Source organism: Mesorhizobium sp. W067 (assembly GCF_054719525.1).
Genome location: NZ_JBTTII010000001.1, coordinates 2,058,425 through 2,073,465 on the forward strand (window position 1 = coordinate 2,058,425; position 15,041 = coordinate 2,073,465).

General features: G+C 62.8%; 17 protein-coding genes. 6 read left to right on the forward strand and 11 right to left on the reverse strand.

What is annotated here, in order from left to right; all coding sequences use genetic code 11:
- Window positions 1-64: 64 nt before the first annotated feature.
- Window positions 65-913 (reverse strand): serine O-acetyltransferase, encoded by an 849-nt coding sequence (cysE, locus tag ACYG97_RS10230; RefSeq protein ID WP_023667506.1) that lies wholly within the window; start codon window positions 911-913, stop codon window positions 65-67.
- 133 nt (window positions 914-1,046) lie between these two features.
- Between cysE and ACYG97_RS10235 the strand changes: the two genes are divergently transcribed.
- Window positions 1,047-1,661, forward strand: coding sequence for an HD domain-containing protein (locus tag ACYG97_RS10235; RefSeq protein ID WP_023734417.1), 615 nt, complete (start codon window positions 1,047-1,049; stop codon window positions 1,659-1,661).
- On the opposite strand, the gene ACYG97_RS10240 is transcribed toward ACYG97_RS10235, so the two are convergent.
- The 6 genes from ACYG97_RS10240 to ACYG97_RS10265 form a co-directional block, all read right to left on the reverse strand.
- Complete coding sequence (locus tag ACYG97_RS10240; RefSeq protein ID WP_023734418.1) at window positions 1,658-2,158, reverse strand: GNAT family N-acetyltransferase; 501 nt, start codon at window positions 2,156-2,158, stop codon at window positions 1,658-1,660. The two genes, ACYG97_RS10235 and ACYG97_RS10240, sit on opposite strands and share 4 nt — an antisense overlap.
- A 39-nt stretch (window positions 2,159-2,197) precedes the next feature.
- The gene (locus ACYG97_RS10245; protein ID WP_023667509.1) at window positions 2,198-2,512 is read right to left on the reverse strand and encodes a hypothetical protein; all 315 of its coding nucleotides are present in this window, start codon (window positions 2,510-2,512) and stop codon (window positions 2,198-2,200) included.
- Window positions 2,513-2,582: 70 nt separating this feature from the next.
- Window positions 2,583-2,909, reverse strand: coding sequence for a hypothetical protein (locus tag ACYG97_RS10250; protein ID WP_156933922.1), 327 nt, complete (start codon window positions 2,907-2,909; stop codon window positions 2,583-2,585).
- Between the two features lie 100 nt (window positions 2,910-3,009).
- Window positions 3,010-3,777, reverse strand: a complete 768-nt coding sequence (locus tag ACYG97_RS10255; protein WP_023681517.1) for an alpha/beta fold hydrolase — start codon at window positions 3,775-3,777, stop codon at window positions 3,010-3,012.
- 10 nt (window positions 3,778-3,787) lie between these two features.
- The gene (locus ACYG97_RS10260; protein ID WP_023681518.1) at window positions 3,788-4,360 is read right to left on the reverse strand and encodes a DUF192 domain-containing protein; all 573 of its coding nucleotides are present in this window, start codon (window positions 4,358-4,360) and stop codon (window positions 3,788-3,790) included.
- Between the two features lie 113 nt (window positions 4,361-4,473).
- The gene (locus tag ACYG97_RS10265) at window positions 4,474-5,070 is read right to left on the reverse strand and encodes a cold-shock protein (RefSeq protein WP_027050415.1); all 597 of its coding nucleotides are present in this window, start codon (window positions 5,068-5,070) and stop codon (window positions 4,474-4,476) included.
- A 359-nt stretch (window positions 5,071-5,429) separates the two neighbouring features.
- Between ACYG97_RS10265 and ACYG97_RS10270 the strand changes: the two genes are divergently transcribed.
- Together ACYG97_RS10270 and ACYG97_RS10275 are read left to right on the forward strand one after the other, a co-directional pair.
- Entirely contained in the window at window positions 5,430-5,870 is a 441-nt protein-coding gene (locus ACYG97_RS10270) for a VOC family protein (RefSeq protein WP_023667513.1), read from the forward strand.
- A gap of 133 nt (window positions 5,871-6,003) precedes the next feature.
- Window positions 6,004-6,297 carry a DUF2218 domain-containing protein gene (locus ACYG97_RS10275; RefSeq protein ID WP_023681521.1) on the forward strand — a complete coding sequence of 98 codons (294 nt, stop codon included), beginning with the start codon at window positions 6,004-6,006 and terminating at the stop codon, window positions 6,295-6,297.
- A 105-nt stretch (window positions 6,298-6,402) separates the two neighbouring features.
- Here the strand turns inward: ACYG97_RS10275 and ACYG97_RS10280 are convergent, their stop codons facing one another.
- From ACYG97_RS10280 to ilvA, 3 genes are all read right to left on the reverse strand, one after another.
- Window positions 6,403-7,107, reverse strand: a complete 705-nt coding sequence (locus tag ACYG97_RS10280; RefSeq protein ID WP_023734420.1) for an outer membrane protein — start codon at window positions 7,105-7,107, stop codon at window positions 6,403-6,405.
- Between the two features lie 145 nt (window positions 7,108-7,252).
- Window positions 7,253-7,831, reverse strand: a complete 579-nt coding sequence (locus tag ACYG97_RS10285; protein ID WP_023734421.1) for a DUF1697 domain-containing protein — start codon at window positions 7,829-7,831, stop codon at window positions 7,253-7,255.
- Window positions 7,828-9,084: a threonine ammonia-lyase IlvA gene (gene ilvA, locus ACYG97_RS10290; protein ID WP_023734422.1), complete on the reverse strand. Its 1,257-nt coding sequence runs from the start codon at window positions 9,082-9,084 to the stop codon at window positions 7,828-7,830. The genes ACYG97_RS10285 and ilvA overlap by 4 nt, the downstream gene beginning before the upstream one ends.
- A gap of 126 nt (window positions 9,085-9,210) precedes the next feature.
- Here ilvA and ACYG97_RS10295 point away from each other — a divergent pair, with 126 nt between their 5' ends.
- The 3 genes from ACYG97_RS10295 to ACYG97_RS10305 all read left to right on the forward strand — a co-directional run bounded on the left by ACYG97_RS10295 (window position 9,211) and on the right by ACYG97_RS10305 (window position 13,085).
- Entirely contained in the window at window positions 9,211-10,614 is a 1,404-nt protein-coding gene (locus ACYG97_RS10295; protein ID WP_023734423.1) for an aminopeptidase P family N-terminal domain-containing protein, read from the forward strand.
- A gap of 100 nt (window positions 10,615-10,714) precedes the next feature.
- The gene (locus ACYG97_RS10300) at window positions 10,715-11,788 is read left to right on the forward strand and encodes an alpha/beta hydrolase (protein ID WP_023695396.1); all 1,074 of its coding nucleotides are present in this window, start codon (window positions 10,715-10,717) and stop codon (window positions 11,786-11,788) included.
- 133 nt (window positions 11,789-11,921) lie between these two features.
- Window positions 11,922-13,085 (forward strand): alpha/beta hydrolase, encoded by a 1,164-nt coding sequence (locus ACYG97_RS10305; RefSeq protein ID WP_023734424.1) that lies wholly within the window; start codon window positions 11,922-11,924, stop codon window positions 13,083-13,085.
- Window positions 13,086-13,106: 21 nt separating this feature from the next.
- Here the strand turns inward: ACYG97_RS10305 and ade are convergent, their stop codons facing one another.
- Window positions 13,107-14,918, reverse strand: a complete 1,812-nt coding sequence (ade, locus tag ACYG97_RS10310; protein ID WP_023734425.1) for an adenine deaminase — start codon at window positions 14,916-14,918, stop codon at window positions 13,107-13,109.
- Between the last annotated feature and the right edge of the window lie 123 nt (window positions 14,919-15,041).

Sequence of the window (15,041 nt, forward strand, 5' to 3'; positions counted from 1 at the left end):
ATCATGCTTCAGAGGCAACGGCGCCGGCAACCGGACTTCAGTCCGGCGCGCCGGGTGTTGCAAATCAGATGTCGAAGCTGACGACCTGGTCCATCGATTGCGACGGCAAAAGCTGGTCCATCTGGCGCGAAGGCTGGTCGCAGCCGGTCTCGCCGACGACGCGGGCCGGTACGCCGGCAACCGTCTTGTTGTGCGGCACCGGCGACAGCACGACCGAGCCTGCCGCGATCTTCGAGCAATGGCCGATCTCGATATTGCCGAGAATCTTGGCGCCGGCGCCGATCAGTACGCCGTAACGGATCTTGGGGTGGCGGTCGCCGCCGGCCTTGCCCGTGCCGCCCAGCGTCACGCCGTGCAGGATCGACACATCGTCCTCGATCACCGCCGTCTCGCCGACGACGAGGCCGGTGGCGTGGTCGATGAAGATGCCCTTGCCGATGCGGGCGGCCGGGTTGATGTCGGTCTGGAACACCGAGGACGAGCGGCTCTGCAGATAGAGCGCGAAATCCTTGCGGCCCTGATTCCACAGCCAATGTGCCAGCCTGTGCGTCTGGATGGCATGGAAACCCTTGAAATAGAGCACCGGCATGATGAAGCGGTCGCAGGCCGGATCGCGGTCGTAATAGGCCTGGATGTCGACACGCACGATCGACGACCATTCCTTGTCGTCGGCCAGCATCGACTTGAACGTCTGGCGGATGAGGTCGGAGCCGATGTCCTGATGCGCGAGCCGCTCGGCGAGCCGATGGATGACAGCTTCCTCCAGGCTCTCCTGGTTGAGGATGGTCGAATAGAGGAACGCCGCCAGAAGCGGGTCGCGGTTGACCGCTTCCATCGCCTCGTCGCGGACCGAACGCCAGATCGGATCGACCGGCTGGACCATTGTGGGGCGGGAAATGCTGATGCTGTTCATCGACGTCTTGTCCTGCGTCCTGGCCGCTTGCCTATTCTCCGGCGGCACATATAAGCCAGATCATAGCACGATTGAACTCAATTTTCCTTAGTGCTCGGTGAAATGGATTTGGTTCACGGAAATTCAAGCCGCCATGGAAAACGAACCCTTGATCGACGCTCCGCTGAAACGCGCGCTCTCCGCGCTCTATCAAGCTCCGGATCGCCACTATCACAACCTCGCCCATATCGAGGCGTTGCTGGCGCTGGCGGACGAATATCGAGCATCGCTGCATGATTCCGGCGCCGTCGAAGCCGCAATCTGGTTCCATGACGCCATATATGACAGCCGCGCCAAGGACAACGAGGCCAGGAGTGCAGCACTTGCGCAGGACAAACTTGCCGCCCGCACCGATCCGGAGCGCCTCGGCCGCATCGCGGCGATGATCGTCGCCACTGCCACGCATGAACTGCCCAGCCTTCAACCACGGGGCCTTGCCGATCAGAACGCCCTCCGCGACGCAGCGCTTTTCCTCGACATGGACCTGGCGATCCTGGGTGCGTCAGCCGACGCTTTCGACGCCTATGAACAAGCGGTCCGCCGCGAATATGGCTGGGTCGAGGAGCCGATGTGGCGCGCCGGTCGCGGCGCGATTCTCAAGACTTTCCTCGCGCGCCAGCATATTTTTCACACGCAGGAATTCCGCCACAGGTTCGAGCCCCAGGCCAGGCAAAACCTGGCGCGGTCTCTAGAAACGCTCAAATCCTAATCCGGAAATGTCTCCATGCGCTGCGCATAGGCTTTGAAACCGGCGCGCCTGTAGACCGATTGCGCGGCCGGATGGTCGTATGTGTCGGTATGAAGCCAGACCCTTTGCGGCGCCCGCGACCAGATGGCGCGAAGCGCCTGGTCGAGCAGGAATGGCCCAAGCCTGCGGCGGTGGAAGACGGGGATCAGCCCGAAATGAACCAGTTCGACCTCAGGCTGGCCGACGCCGTTGAATTCGCACAGGCCAGCGGCCACGCCCTCGACGCGCAGCACGTGGATATGTGTCGAGGGCAGCGCCAGCAGGCGCTCGAGGTCTTCCGCCGGCATGCGCAGCCGCTGGTCCCATTGCACGGGCTCGCCGACCGCGTGGTAGAGGCTGATATAGTCGGCCACATCAAGTGTTTCACGCGCCACCGTGGCGCCCGATAGCGGGCAGTCGAAAGCCGGCGCCGAATTCGGTTCGCGCATGTCCATATAGGTGACGAGAAGGTCAACCAAAGCGGCACCGCCTCCGGCTGCAAGCCAGACGAAGATCGATCACCTGAAGGCGCCAACGGACTTGGTGGCCGCCCAAACAAAGAACAGGCCGATCACCAACGACAGCCCGTTGAGGATGATACCGACGATGCCGAGGACACGATTGTCGTTTGAACGTCCCAGTGCCATCAAGCCAAAAACCACGCCGGTGATGTGCGCCAGCGGCGCCGCAACGAGAAACACCAGCAGAAAAACCCCGCCGAGGACGTTTTGAGCGGCCAGCGACGCCTCGCCTGGCATCAACGCCAGCGTGACCACCGCCGCAAAATCCATTGCGAACGCCAGCAGGGCCAGGATCACCGAGCGTTTGCCCAAGCTGCTCCGCCCCGCCACGCCGGGCATTGCTATCGTGCTTCTTCCCCATCCGGCCATTACTCGTCCCCGATCAGGTGAAAGCGCCGATCGTCGATGCCATTGCCACAAGCAGCAGGAAGCCAACCGCCAGGGAGCCGCCGTTGAGCAGGATGCCGACGACCCCAAGCACGCGGCTATCGTTCGAACGCACCAGCGCCATCAGCCCGAAAATCAATCCGGCAATATGCGCCAACGGCCCTGCCAGCAGGAAAACCGCCATGAAGAAACCCGTGGCGATGTTCTGGGCACGCTCGGATGCGTGGGTCGGAAGCGCCACCATTGTGGTCAGCGCCATCACACCGGCACCGAAGGCGAGCAGCGCCAGGATGACGGAACGCTTGCCGAACTTGCTTGTCACGACGGCGCCCGGCAGAGCTCGGCGCTTCTTCCCCATTGTGCCATTGTTTGCCACCCCTCGCCGGCCGCCCAATCCATATCGCCCGAAAATCGCTTACCGGTTAAAGCGGATTTTCGGCATAAAACTCCAAAACCCGCTGCTTGAAGGTCTTGTCGCCCACAGCCAGCATATGGTCGCGGCCGTCTATGTGAAACACCTTGGCGTTCGGCATCAGCGCGGCGAGCTCGTCGGGCGAGCCGCCGATATCGTCTGTCGTCCCGACCGCAATCAGCGTTGGTTGGGCGATGCGCGTCATGTCGTCTTCGCTGAGCAGTTCGCGCGACGTGGCGATGCAGGCGGCCAGCGCGCGGCGGTCGCTGCGCGTCTGATCGGCAAAGGCGCGAAACGAGCGACCGCGCGGATGGCTGGTGGCGGCCGGATCGTTGGCCAGCAGCGCCTCGGCGATCGGATCCCAGTCGCCGACGCCGTCGACCATGCCGATCCCGAGCCCGCCGAAGACAAGCGTCGCCACCTTGTCGGGATCCGACAGTGCCAGGAACGCCGCGATGCGCGCGCCCATCGAATAGCCCATGACATGCGCGCGGCCGATGCCAAGATGGTCGAGCAGGGCCGCCGCGTCCGAGCCCATCTTGGCCGGGGTGTAGTCGGCCTCGTCATAGCTTTTCGACGACGAGCCGTGGCCGCGATTGTCGAAGGCGATGGCGCGATAGCCGGCATCGTTCAGCGTCTTGAACCAGCCGGGCGATACCCAGTTGACATAGTGGCTGGAGGCAAAGCCGTGGATCATCAGCACCGGATCGCCCGCCCCCGACGCCGGCTGGCGGTCGAGGAAGGCGAAGTCGAACCCGTCATGGGAGAAGAATTGCATCGGGAGCGGCTCAGCCGGCGCCGGGCGTGGGCGCGTTGCCCTTGTCCGATGGCGGCATGCCGGGGCCGGACACCGTGCCGACGGCCGGATGGCGCAGCAGATCGCCATAGTCGATGCCGTTTTTGGCGGCGGTGCCGGCCTTGAGCTCCAGCACGAAGCGCACTGGCACACCCGGCGAGATGACTGCATCGGACAATGGAGTGCCGTGCTTGACGGCCCGGACCTTGCCGTCCTGTCCAACAAAGATCAGGTCGAGCGGCATCGGCGTGTTGTGCATCCAGAAGCCGACCTGCTTCTGCATCTCGAAGACGAACAGCATGCCATGATTGTCGGCCATATCCTGGCGATACATCAGGCCGGCCTCGCGTTCCGAGTCGGTGTCGGCGACTTCGATCGAAAAGGATTTATCGCCCCCTTTCGTCGCCACGACCAAGGGTGTCGGATCGACGGGAAGGATCATCGCCTGACCGCCGGCGATCGTCTGCTGGGATGCGGTCGGCTGCCCGGAATAGAAGTAAGCGCCTGCGGCTACCGCAACGATGACGCAGAGCGCGCCCGCTGTCAGCCAGTTCCTGTACGCCATTGGAAATCCTCGACCAAAGACCATGATCCCTAAAAGTGGTCTCAGGTATTCGGATAAGATCGTGGTGAAACCAAGAAAAACGCCGTCCTGACTTCCTCAGGAAGGCTCGCGTCCTAATGCGCGACCGGCAAGGTGCCCATATCAGGGTGAATCTCGGCAGCCATGAGGCCCTTGTCACCGCGTCCGAAACGCACCAGCACGACCTGTCCGGGCCTGAGCTCGGTGATGCCATAGCGGCGCAGCGTCTCCATATGGACGAAGATATCCTCGGTGCCCTCGCCGCGCGTCAGAAAGCCGAAGCCCTTGGTGCGGTTGAACCACTTAACCAGCGCCCGCTCGAGCCCGCTTTCCGGCGTCACCGCCACATGGGTGCGCTGTTCCTGCATCTCGGCCGGATGGACCGCGGTCGCGGTGTCCATGGACAGCACCCGGAAAGCCTGCAAACCACGGTCGCCATGCTTGACAAGGCACACGACACGCGCGCCCTCCAATGCCGTCTGAAAACCGTCCTTTCGAAGGCAGGTGACATGGAGGAGGATGTCGCCCGAGGAACCGTCATCGGGTAGTATGAAACCGTAGCCCTTGGCCACGTCGAACCATTTGATGGCGCCGGCGATTTCGACAAGGTCGGCGCTATCGCCGCCACTGTCGCGCTTCAGGGCGTCGTCAAGGTTCTCATCCCGCCTCGTGAAAGAGGCCTTATCCCCCATAAGAACGCCCCCTTTTTTTCAAGAAAACCGCAAGTGATTCTTGACATTAGATTAACACCGCCGCTTCCGGGGTGTGCAAGACCTGCCGTGCCTTTTTTCACGGTTGAATACAGGAATAGCTGACTTGTTGTTTGCCGGCGTCGCTGCCGGCTGCAATGGCGATCCGTCAAGGCCGTCAACCGGTCGGCAATTTGCATCGGATTTTGCCGAAATCGGCAACCACTTGTGGTCGGACGCTTTTGTCAGAGCAACCTGATTTTCCAAAAACCGGTGATCACTTTTCCAGTCCGATGCTCGTTGCCCTCCGGCGGGGTGGACCTTATGTTGCCTCGCAACCCAAACATCCCCGAGGAAATCCCATGCGCTACCTCCACACAATGGTCCGTGTCGCCGACGTCGATGTCTCGCTCGATTTCTACTGCAACAAGCTCGGCCTGAAGGAAGTGCGCCGCTACGAAAACGAGCAGGGCCGCTTCACGCTGATCTTCCTCGCCGCCTCCGAGGATGTAGAAAGCGGCATCACTGAGAAGGCGCCGCTGATCGAACTGACCTACAATTGGGATCCGGAGGAGTACAAGGGCGGCCGCAATTTCGGCCATCTCGCCTATGAGGTCGACGACATCTACGCCACATGTCAGCATCTGATGGACAATGGCGTCATCATCAACCGGCCGCCGCGCGACGGCAACATGGCCTTCGTCAAGTCGCCGGACGGCATCTCCTTCGAACTGCTGCAGAAGGGCCCGGCCAAGCCCAAGGCCGAGCCGTGGGCATCGATGCCGAACACCGGCACCTGGTAGCGATCACGCCATCTTGAGCGAGGCGGCCGCGCCGACAAGCCGGCCGCCTTTGCCATTTCGAGCAACGGCACCTATTTACCTGCCTGTCGCGCCAGCCAAACAGAGCCAGTGCCTCATCCAGGAGAATTCATTTATGCCGACCAGCCGTGCCGATGTCACCACCGCATATGCCAGCCGCTATTTGCAGCAGCTGTGCAAGCACTGGGCGCACAAATTTCCCGTCGAGTTCGATCCAAACCACGGCACCATCGATCTGTCGCTCGGCCGCACGGTTCTCGATGCCGATGCGGCAGCGCTGCATATCACGGTGTCGACGGATGAAAGTGGATCGCTGGAGCGCATGGAGAGCGTCGTTGCCGATCACATCAAGCGCTTCGCCTTCCGCGAGGAGCTGACTTTCGAGTGGAAGCAGGCTCCGGCGACCTGATCTGCTGTCAGCCGCAACGCCGAACGCCGGAAGCTGCCAGCCCCGGACAACGTTATGGCGTCACTTGGTTGCGACGCCATCTGAATTGTCGGAACGACGGATCGATCAGAACTTGTGGTTCAGGCCGATCTTGATCGTATGGGCGTCGATCTTCACCCTTGCGTCGTTGCCCTCGATATCTGTCAAACGGACCTTGCCGAAGTCGAAGTACTGGTATTCCAGCTTCGTGGTCCATTTGTCGGCGAAGGCCCATTCGACACCGCCACCGATCGTATAGCCGAAGCGGCCTCCGCTCCTCGATGCGCTGCTGTCCGGGTCGGGCACCCCGTCAAAATCGAAAGTATCGCCATAACTCAATTTGTAGTGAGTCGCCGCCGCGCCGCCCTTGGCGTAGATCAGCAGCCTGTCGGTGGCGTAGCCCAGACGTGCCGTCAGATCGCCATAGACGCCCAGTTTCGCCGATCCGAAATTGTCCGGCTCTTCGACGATAGTCCTGTCGCCCTCGATGCCGAGATAGCCCAGATCGGCTTCGACGCCATAGACGAATGCTCCGGACTGCCAGTTGTAACCGGCCTGAACGCCGCCGAGGAAGCCGTCGGTATCGACGTCATGGGTCTGACCAAGCTCCTCGTCGAAGAAGGAATCCGTCTGGTCGACCGCGTCACCGCGTCCCCAGCCATAGCCGGCGTTGATGCCGACATAGCCACCCGACCAGACAAACCCTGCCGGTACGGTCTCAATCACGTCGGCGGCGAACGCCGCGCCGCAAGCCGAAATCAGGAAAGTAGATGCGAGAAGCAGACGTTTCATGAAACTCCCCAATGCGTCGGAAAGAGCATAGCACAGACATGCAGTATTCATTAAGCTGCCTAGGCCGGATAATCGAAAATTGTTGCAGAAAAACAACTGTTTAGCCGAGGCTTAATTAGCATCGTGATCGCAACGTAGAAGCGGTTCAAAGCGAACGCGCTATCTGCAGCAGCGCCAGCACCGACCGCCAGTTGCGCGCGGTGCCCGGCACTTTCAGCATGCGCGGGATCAGCCCGGCGAACACCGATTTGCCGAGCCCGTCCGGCGCCTTGAGGTAAAGCACGTCGCCCTTGACCTCAAAGCTTTCCGGGCCGGTGCATTTTTCGGCAAGCCTGGCGATCTCGTCCGCCGTCGGCTGGCGCTCCAGCGTGTAGACGTGAAGCTTGGTCGGATCGCCGGCGACTTCCGGATACGGATTCTCCTTCACCAACCGTTCGAACCAGGAGAGATCGCGCACCTTGATGCGCGAATGAAAGCCCCATTTCTTCTTGAAAGCGGCTTCGATCTGTTTCGTCAGCGTGGCGGCGTCGCCCTTCCTGGCCCGGAACACGACATTGCCGCTCTGTACATAGCTGGCGACGTCCGAGAAACCGAACTCTTCGAAAAACGCTCGCAACTCCGCCATCTTGACGATGCGGTTGCCGCCGACGTTGATGCCGGAAAACAGCGCGACGAAGACCACCCTTCGCTCTTCGAGCTTCGGGTGGCAGGCTGTACCGCTCATATGATGAACCCGGCCAGGGTCTCGTTGTCGGTGATGTCCTGATAGTGCACGCCCTCGGCCTCGAAATTTGCCCTCAGCAGATCGAAGTTACGCCGGTCTTTGGTTTCGATGCCGATAAGCACAGAGCCGAAATTGCGTGCCGATTTCTTCAGATATTCGAAGCGGGCGATATCATCGTCGGGACCGAGCAGTTCGAGGAAGTCGCGCAGCGCGCCCGGCCGCTGCGGAAAGCGGATGATGAAGTATTTCTTCAGCCCCTCGAAGCGCAGCGCCCGCTCCTTCACGTCGGGCAGCCGCTCGAAATCGAAATTGCCGCCCGACACCACCGCGACGATGGTCTTGCCGCGGATTTCCTTGCGCGAAAAATCCTTCAACGCGTCGATCGCCAAGGCACCGGCCGGCTCCAGCACCACACCTTCGATGTTGAGCATCTCGATCATGGTGGCGCAGAGCCGGTTCTCAGGGATCAGCCGCACCGCCTGAGCGGCGAACTCCTTGAGGTGGCGCAACGGCTCGCGGCCGATCTCGGCCACCGCCGCGCCGTCGACGAAATTGTCGACATTGGCGAGCCGGACGCGCTTGCCGCTGGCGAGGCTCTGATGCAGGCTCGGCGCACCGGCCGGTTCGCAAAAGACGTAGCGCGCGTCACGTTGCTGATCGGCGAAATAGTGCGTCACCCCCGCGGCCAGGCCACCGCCGCCGACCGGCAGCATGATGATGTCGGGCATGCGCGCGCCCGGCATCTGGCCGGCGATCTCATAGGCGACCGTCGCCTGCCCCTCGATAATGTCCTTGTGGTCGAAGGGCGGCACCATATGCGCGCCGGAACTTTCGGTGAATTCGAAGGCGGCGCGGTAGCAGTCGTCGAAGAAGTCGCCGACCAGCCTGATCTCGACGAAATCGCCGCCGAACAGCCGCGTCTTGTCGATCTTTTGCTGCGGCGTCGTCACCGGCATGAAGACCACGCCCTTCTTGCCGAAATGGCGGCAGACGAAGGCAAAGCCCTGCGCATGGTTGCCGGCCGAGGCGCAGACGAACAGCTCGGCCTCGTTGCCGGCGGCAAGCGCCTTGCGGAAAAAGTTGAAGGCGCCGCGGATCTTGTAGGAGCGCACCGGTGAAAGGTCCTCGCGCTTCAACAGCACCCGAGCCCCCGTCTTCTTCGACAAATAGTCGTTTTCCTGCAGCGGCGTTTCGGGAAAGATCTCGCGGATCGCGGCTGCGGCGGTGGCGACACGGAAGGAGAAACTGTTCATGGCGCCGTCACCTCTGGATCGAATGGTTCGAAGGCGAAGCCTATTGCACAATTCGCCGTTTGCGGCCACCGATGCCCGCTGGCCGCCGCTTTGATGCGCCGGATGAAATCCACTGGAGCCATCCTCATGCCTGTTTCGGCTGTCGCCCTGAAGACCGTAGACCTTCCTGAATTCGGCGAGCCGACCGTGATGCCGCCGCTTAAGCGCCAGACCTACGAAGCGCGCATCGATGCTCTACTGGCGCATGGGGTTAAAGCCGGGCTCGATGCCTTCGCCGTCTATGGCGACCGAGAGCACGCGGCCAATGTCGCCTATCTCAGTGGCTACGACCCTCGTTTCGAGGAGACCCTGCTGGTCATCGTCCCCGGCAGCCAGCCGAAACTTCTCGTCGGGAATGAAGGCTGGGGCTATGCCGAAATCTGCGACGGACCCTATGAGCGCGTGCTCTACCAGACCTTCTCGCTACCAGCGCAGCCACGCGACCGCTCCGCTTCCCTTGCCGACACGCTTGCCGCCTGCGGCCTGAAGACCGGGCAGAAAATCGGCGCCATCGGCTGGAAGCCGTTCGGGCCCGGCGATGGCGGCTTTGGCGAGACGACGCTCGACCTGCCGTCCTTCATCGCCGATACGCTGCGCACACTGGCCGGCGACAGAGGCGCGGTGGTCAACGCCGCCAACCTGTTGATGAACCCATCCGACGGCCTACGCGCCATCAACGAGGCAGACCAATTGGCGTCCTTCGAATTCGCCGCGACCTTTTCCTCGCAGGGCCTGCGCAACGTGCTTGGGAATATTCAGCCCGGCATGAGCGAATTGCAGGCCGCGCGGCTGATGGGGATCAACGGCCTGCCCCTGTGCTGCCACCCGATGCTGTCCGCCGGCAGGCGTGCGCCCTACGGCTTGCCTAGCCCGCGCCTCGACATCATCAAGCGCGGCGATCCCGTCACCATGGCCTATGGCATCCAGGGCTCGCTCAACGCCCGCGCCGGCTTCCTGGTCGAGAGCGCGGCCGAACTGCCGCGCGAGATAAGCGACTATGTCGAACAGCTGGTAGCGCCCTATTTCGCCGCCGTCGTCGACTGGTACGAGACCATCGGCATAGGCGTTGCCGGCGGAGCGCTTTGGAAAGCCGTGCATGACCGCATAGGCGACCCGTTCTTCGGCGTCTCGCTCAATCCCGGCCATCTCGTCCATATCGACGAATGGATGCATTCGCCGGTGTTTTCCGGCTCGGACATCAAGCTGCAATCGGGCATGGCGCTGCAGGTCGACATCATTCCGGCGACCGGAACCAGCTATTTCACCACCAACATCGAAGACGGTATCGCGCTTGCCGATGAGGCGTTGCGCGAGGAGATCGCGGCCCGTTATCCCGAGGCATGGCGCCGCATCGAGGCGCGCCGCGCCTTCATGCGCGACGTGCTGGGCATCAGGCTCAAACCCGAGGTATTGCCCTTCTCCAACATTCCGGCGTTCCTGCCGCCATTCTGGCTTTCGCGCAACAGTGCGATGACCGTGGCTCGACGCTGACCACATTTCGGCTGGACACGACTTACTTCTGCCGCACTCTCACTGTCCGGGAGGTGCCGCGGGGGTATATGGGCCTTTTGGCCGGAGTGGAATTTTTGACGTGCGTTTGAAGACGATTTGCATTCTTGCACTTGCCCTGTTGATCGCCGGCTGCGGCGGCCGCAAAACCGAGGAACTGCTCGGCAGCGCCGTCATGTCCACGCCGGTGACCGAAATCTCGGGCAATCACTCGATCTTCATTGCCACCACACGCAAGAAATCCGACGATCCCAACAAAGTTTTCGACGGCGAACGCTCGGCGACGCTGAACTACGCCCGCGTCACCGTCACCGTTCCCGGCACCCACCAGACCGGCCAGATCGAGCGCCGCTCGCGCGGCAAGTCGAACGACCCGGCGAAATACTTCATGGCTTCCGAGGTCGTCGGCTACGATGCGCAGCCTCAATTCTCAAGCGCGCTCAATGCCGACATTGCCGCGCGCGGCGGCCGCGTCATGGTCTTCGTGCATGGCTACAACACCGGCTTCGATGACGCGGTCTACCGCCTGACCCAGATCGTCCACGATTCCGGCTATCCCGGCACGCCGGTGCTGTTTTCCTGGGCATCCGGCGCCAGAACCACCGACTATGTCTATGACAAGGAAAGCGCCAGCGCCGCCCGCGATCAGCTGGAGGTGACATTGCGCATGCTGCAGCAGTCCGGCGCGCGGCGCATCGACATCGTCGCCCACTCGCTCGGAACCTGGGTGACCATGGAAACGCTGCGCCAGATGGCCATCACCGGCGACCGCGATCTCGGCGGCAAGCTCGGCGATGTCGTGCTGGCCTCTCCCGACATCGACGTCGACGTCTTCAAGAGCCAGATGCGCCGCTACGGCAAGCCGGACAAGCCGTTCATCCTGCTGCTCTCCGACGACGACCGGGCGCTGCGGCTCTCAGGCCTGATTGCCGGCTCGCGGCCACGCGTCGGCGACTACAAGGATGCCGCCGACCTCGCCGCTTATGGCGTCACCGTGGTCGACCTCTCCAAGGTCAAGGGAGGCGACAGCTTCAACCACACCAAATTCGCCGACAATCCCGAACTGGTGAAGATGATCGGCCAGCGGCTGCGCGAGGATGACGGCTTTGCCAGCGACCAGACGGTGACCGACCGTATCAGCGCGCTCGGACAATAAGGCTGTCGCCTTGCGGCGACCGTCGCCGCGTGAGGTCGCGAATGCCGCTCGGCCCGATCACTTTCAACTGGACCGGGCCGGTCTCTGCCTCTACGACATTGAAATCGGCGCCAATGCGCCAGCGGGAGCCCGCGTGAACGAGCGTTGGAAGACTGTCCTGGTCCTTGCGTTCGCGCTAGCTGCCGCCGGCTGCGCCGGCCCCAACACCCATGACCTGTTGAACAAGACGACGGTTTCGGTGCCTGCCTCCGACATCGCGGCCACCCACGAAATCTTCGTCGCCACCACCCGCAAGCAGGCGACCAAGGACCCACGCCAGGTGTTCGATGGCGATCGCTCGCTGACCACCAGCTACGCCCGGGTCGACGTCACCGTGCCGAAGGTCCACCAGGTCGGCGCCATCGAGCGCGCCAAGGGCTCGGCCAATTCGAACCCGGCCAAGCAATTCACCGCCACCGACGTCGTCCACTATGGCGACGCCTCGCAATTCGCCAAGGCCGTCGGCGCCAACATCACCATGAATGGCGACCGCGCGCTGGTCTTCGTCCACGGCTTCAACAACGGCTTCGACGATGGGGTCTACCGGCTGACGCAGATCGCCCACGACACCGAATATCCGGGTACGCCGATCTTGTTTTCGTGGGCTTCGAGCGGCAAGACCACGGGCTATATCTACGACAAGGACAGCGCCAACGCCGCGCGCGACGACCTCGAAGCGACGCTCAGGATGCTCGCCAAGACAAAGGTCAAGAGCATCGACATCATCGCGCATTCGATGGGAACCTGGGTGACGATGGAAGCGCTGCGCCAGCTCGCCATCACCGGCGACCGCGATCTCGACGGCAAGCTCGGCCGTGTCGTCCTGGCATCGCCCGATATCGATGTCGACGTCTTCAAGAAGCAGATGATCCGCTACGGCAAGCCCGACAGGCCGTTCGTCATCCTGCTTTCCGCCGACGACCGTGCTCTGAGACTGTCCAGCCTGCTATCCGGCGACAAGCCGCGCGTCGGCGACTACGGCAACGCCGCCGACATTGCCAGTTACGGCGTCGTTGTGGCCGACCTCAGCCAGATCAAGGGCGGCGACCGCCTGAACCACGCCAAATTCGCCGACAACCCGTTCCTGGTGCAATTGCTCGGCGACCGTCTGCGCGCTCCAGCCGGCCTGGCATCGGACGAACCCACGCAGGGCCAGATCGACAATCTCGGCAGAGGCCTCGGCAAGGCAGTCGGATCCGTCGCCGAGATCATCATCACCACGCCATTCAAGGTGCTGACCATCGCCACCGGCGGATGAGAGCCAAGCAGCGGGCTGATCTCAGATAAAAAGATCGACCTTCTGGAACGTCGTCACGTCGATCAGGCCGACATCGGAAATCCGGAGCTCCGGAATGACGACCAGCGCCAGCAGCGAGTGCTGCATGTAGGCGTTGTTGAGCGAGCAGCCCATCTTGCGCATCGCCTCGGTCAGTTTCTCCGCCTTGGCCGCCACGATTTCCGCCCGCTCGTCCGACATCAGCCCGGCGATCGGCATTTCGACCAGCGCAAGCTCCTTGCCCTTCGAAAACAGCACCACGCCCCCGCCGACCTCGCCCAGCCGGTTGACGGCCAGCGCCATGTCTTCCTTGTTGGTGCCGACGCAGATGATGTGGTGGGCATCATGCGCGACGCTCGACGCCATGGCGCAGTCGCCCATATAGCCGAAGCCGGAGACGAAGGCATTGGTGACGCCTCCGGTGCCGCGGTGGCGCTCGACCAGCGCGATCTGGCAGATGTCGTTGCGGCGGTCCATGGCGACCAGCCCGTCCTCGACCGGCAGGTCGGCCTCCAGCGCCCGCGTCGGCGCCTGGTTTTCGATCACGCCGATGACCCGCACCCGCACCTCGTTGGCGCCCTTGGGCGCCGCAATGTCGAAATCGCCTGGCTTCAGCTTCTTGCCGAGCTTGACGGTGTTCTTCGCCGATTTGGGGTAATCGTAGGCCGGAATGTCGATCTCGAGCTTGCCGCCCTTGGCCAGCCTGATACCGCGGCCATAGACCTCGTCGATGGTCATGGCGGCAAGATCGGAGACGATCAGCAGATCGGCCAGCCGTCCCGGCGCGATCGAGCCCAGTTCGCGCTCCAGCTTGAAATGCTGGGCGGTATTCAGCGTCGCCATCTGGATCGCCGTCACCGGCTTCAATCCCTGTTGGATGGCGTGGCGCACCACCCGGTCCATATGGCCTTCATGCACCAGCGTGCCGGAATGGCTGTCGTCGGTGCACAGGATGAAGTTGCGCGGGTCGAGCCCGCTCTCCGTCACCGCCTTGATCTGCGACGCCACATCGTACCAGGCCGAGCCCAGCCGCAGCATTGCCTTCATACCCTGGCGCACACGGGCGATCGCGTCCTCGGCGCGCGTGCCTTCATGGTCGTCCTCCGGCCCGCCGGCGACATAGCCATGGAACGGCAGGCCGAGATCGCGCGACGCATAGTGGCCGCCGACCGTCTTGCCCGCTCTCACAGTGGCGGCTATCTCGCCCGACATGACCGGATCATTGGCCACGACACCGGGAAAATTCATGACTTCGCCGAGCCCGATGATGTTTTCCCAGGTCATCGCCTCGGCGACATCGGCGACCGTCAGTTCGGCCCCGGCATGCTCCAGCCCCGGCGCGGACGGCACGCAGGACGGCATCTGGACATGGACGTTGATCGGCATGGCGACGGCCTCGTCATGCATCAGCCGCACGCCGGGCAGACCCAGCACATTGGCGATCTCGTGCGGATCGATGAACATCGAGGTGGTGCCGTGCGGGATGACGGCGCGGCAGAACTCGGTCACCGTCACCATGCCGCTCTCGACATGCATGTGCGCGTCGCACAGGCCGGGCACCAGATAGCGGCCGCCGGCATCGACCACCTTGGTGCCCTGGCCGATGGCATGGCTGGCATTCGGCCCGCAATAGGCGAAGCGGCCGCCGGCAACGGCGATGTCGGTGCCGGCTATGATTTCGCCGGAGTGCACGTTCACCCAGCGGCCGTTGCGAATGACGAGATCCGCAGGCTTGCGCCCCGTCGCGACGTCGACCAGATGCGTCGCCATCTCGGTCCAGGGTTTGGGTTTCGTCGCCGACGGCTGCTTGGCCATGAAAGACTCCTGTTTGCCAGACTGTGCCAAGCCGGCAAGGTTTTGGCCAGCGATCACGGACGAAATCCGGTCAATGAGAACTCGCCCGGGCGGATGCGCTGCACCTGTTCACCCCGACGACAG

What these genes read in the sequence shown, in the direction of transcription:
- cysE (WP_023667506.1), bottom strand. Translation starts at nt 913, where the DNA reads ATGAACAGCATCAGCATTTCCCGCCCCACAATGGTCCAGCCGGTCGAT.
- ACYG97_RS10235 (WP_023734417.1), top strand. Translation starts at nt 1,047, where the DNA reads ATGGAAAACGAACCCTTGATCGACGCTCCGCTGAAACGCGCGCTCTCC.
- ACYG97_RS10255 (WP_023681517.1), bottom strand. Translation starts at nt 3,777, where the DNA reads ATGCAATTCTTCTCCCATGACGGGTTCGACTTCGCCTTCCTCGACCGC.
- ACYG97_RS10260 (WP_023681518.1), bottom strand. Translation starts at nt 4,360, where the DNA reads ATGGCGTACAGGAACTGGCTGACAGCGGGCGCGCTCTGCGTCATCGTT.
- ACYG97_RS10265 (WP_027050415.1), bottom strand. Translation starts at nt 5,070, where the DNA reads ATGGGGGATAAGGCCTCTTTCACGAGGCGGGATGAGAACCTTGACGAC.
- ACYG97_RS10270 (WP_023667513.1), top strand. Translation starts at nt 5,430, where the DNA reads ATGCGCTACCTCCACACAATGGTCCGTGTCGCCGACGTCGATGTCTCG.
- ACYG97_RS10275 (WP_023681521.1), top strand. Translation starts at nt 6,004, where the DNA reads ATGCCGACCAGCCGTGCCGATGTCACCACCGCATATGCCAGCCGCTAT.
- ACYG97_RS10280 (WP_023734420.1), bottom strand. Translation starts at nt 7,107, where the DNA reads ATGAAACGTCTGCTTCTCGCATCTACTTTCCTGATTTCGGCTTGCGGC.
- ACYG97_RS10285 (WP_023734421.1), bottom strand. Translation starts at nt 7,831, where the DNA reads ATGAGCGGTACAGCCTGCCACCCGAAGCTCGAAGAGCGAAGGGTGGTC.
- ilvA (WP_023734422.1), bottom strand. Translation starts at nt 9,084, where the DNA reads ATGAACAGTTTCTCCTTCCGTGTCGCCACCGCCGCAGCCGCGATCCGC.
- ACYG97_RS10295 (WP_023734423.1), top strand. Translation starts at nt 9,211, where the DNA reads ATGCCTGTTTCGGCTGTCGCCCTGAAGACCGTAGACCTTCCTGAATTC.
- ade (WP_023734425.1), bottom strand. Translation starts at nt 14,918, where the DNA reads ATGGCCAAGCAGCCGTCGGCGACGAAACCCAAACCCTGGACCGAGATG.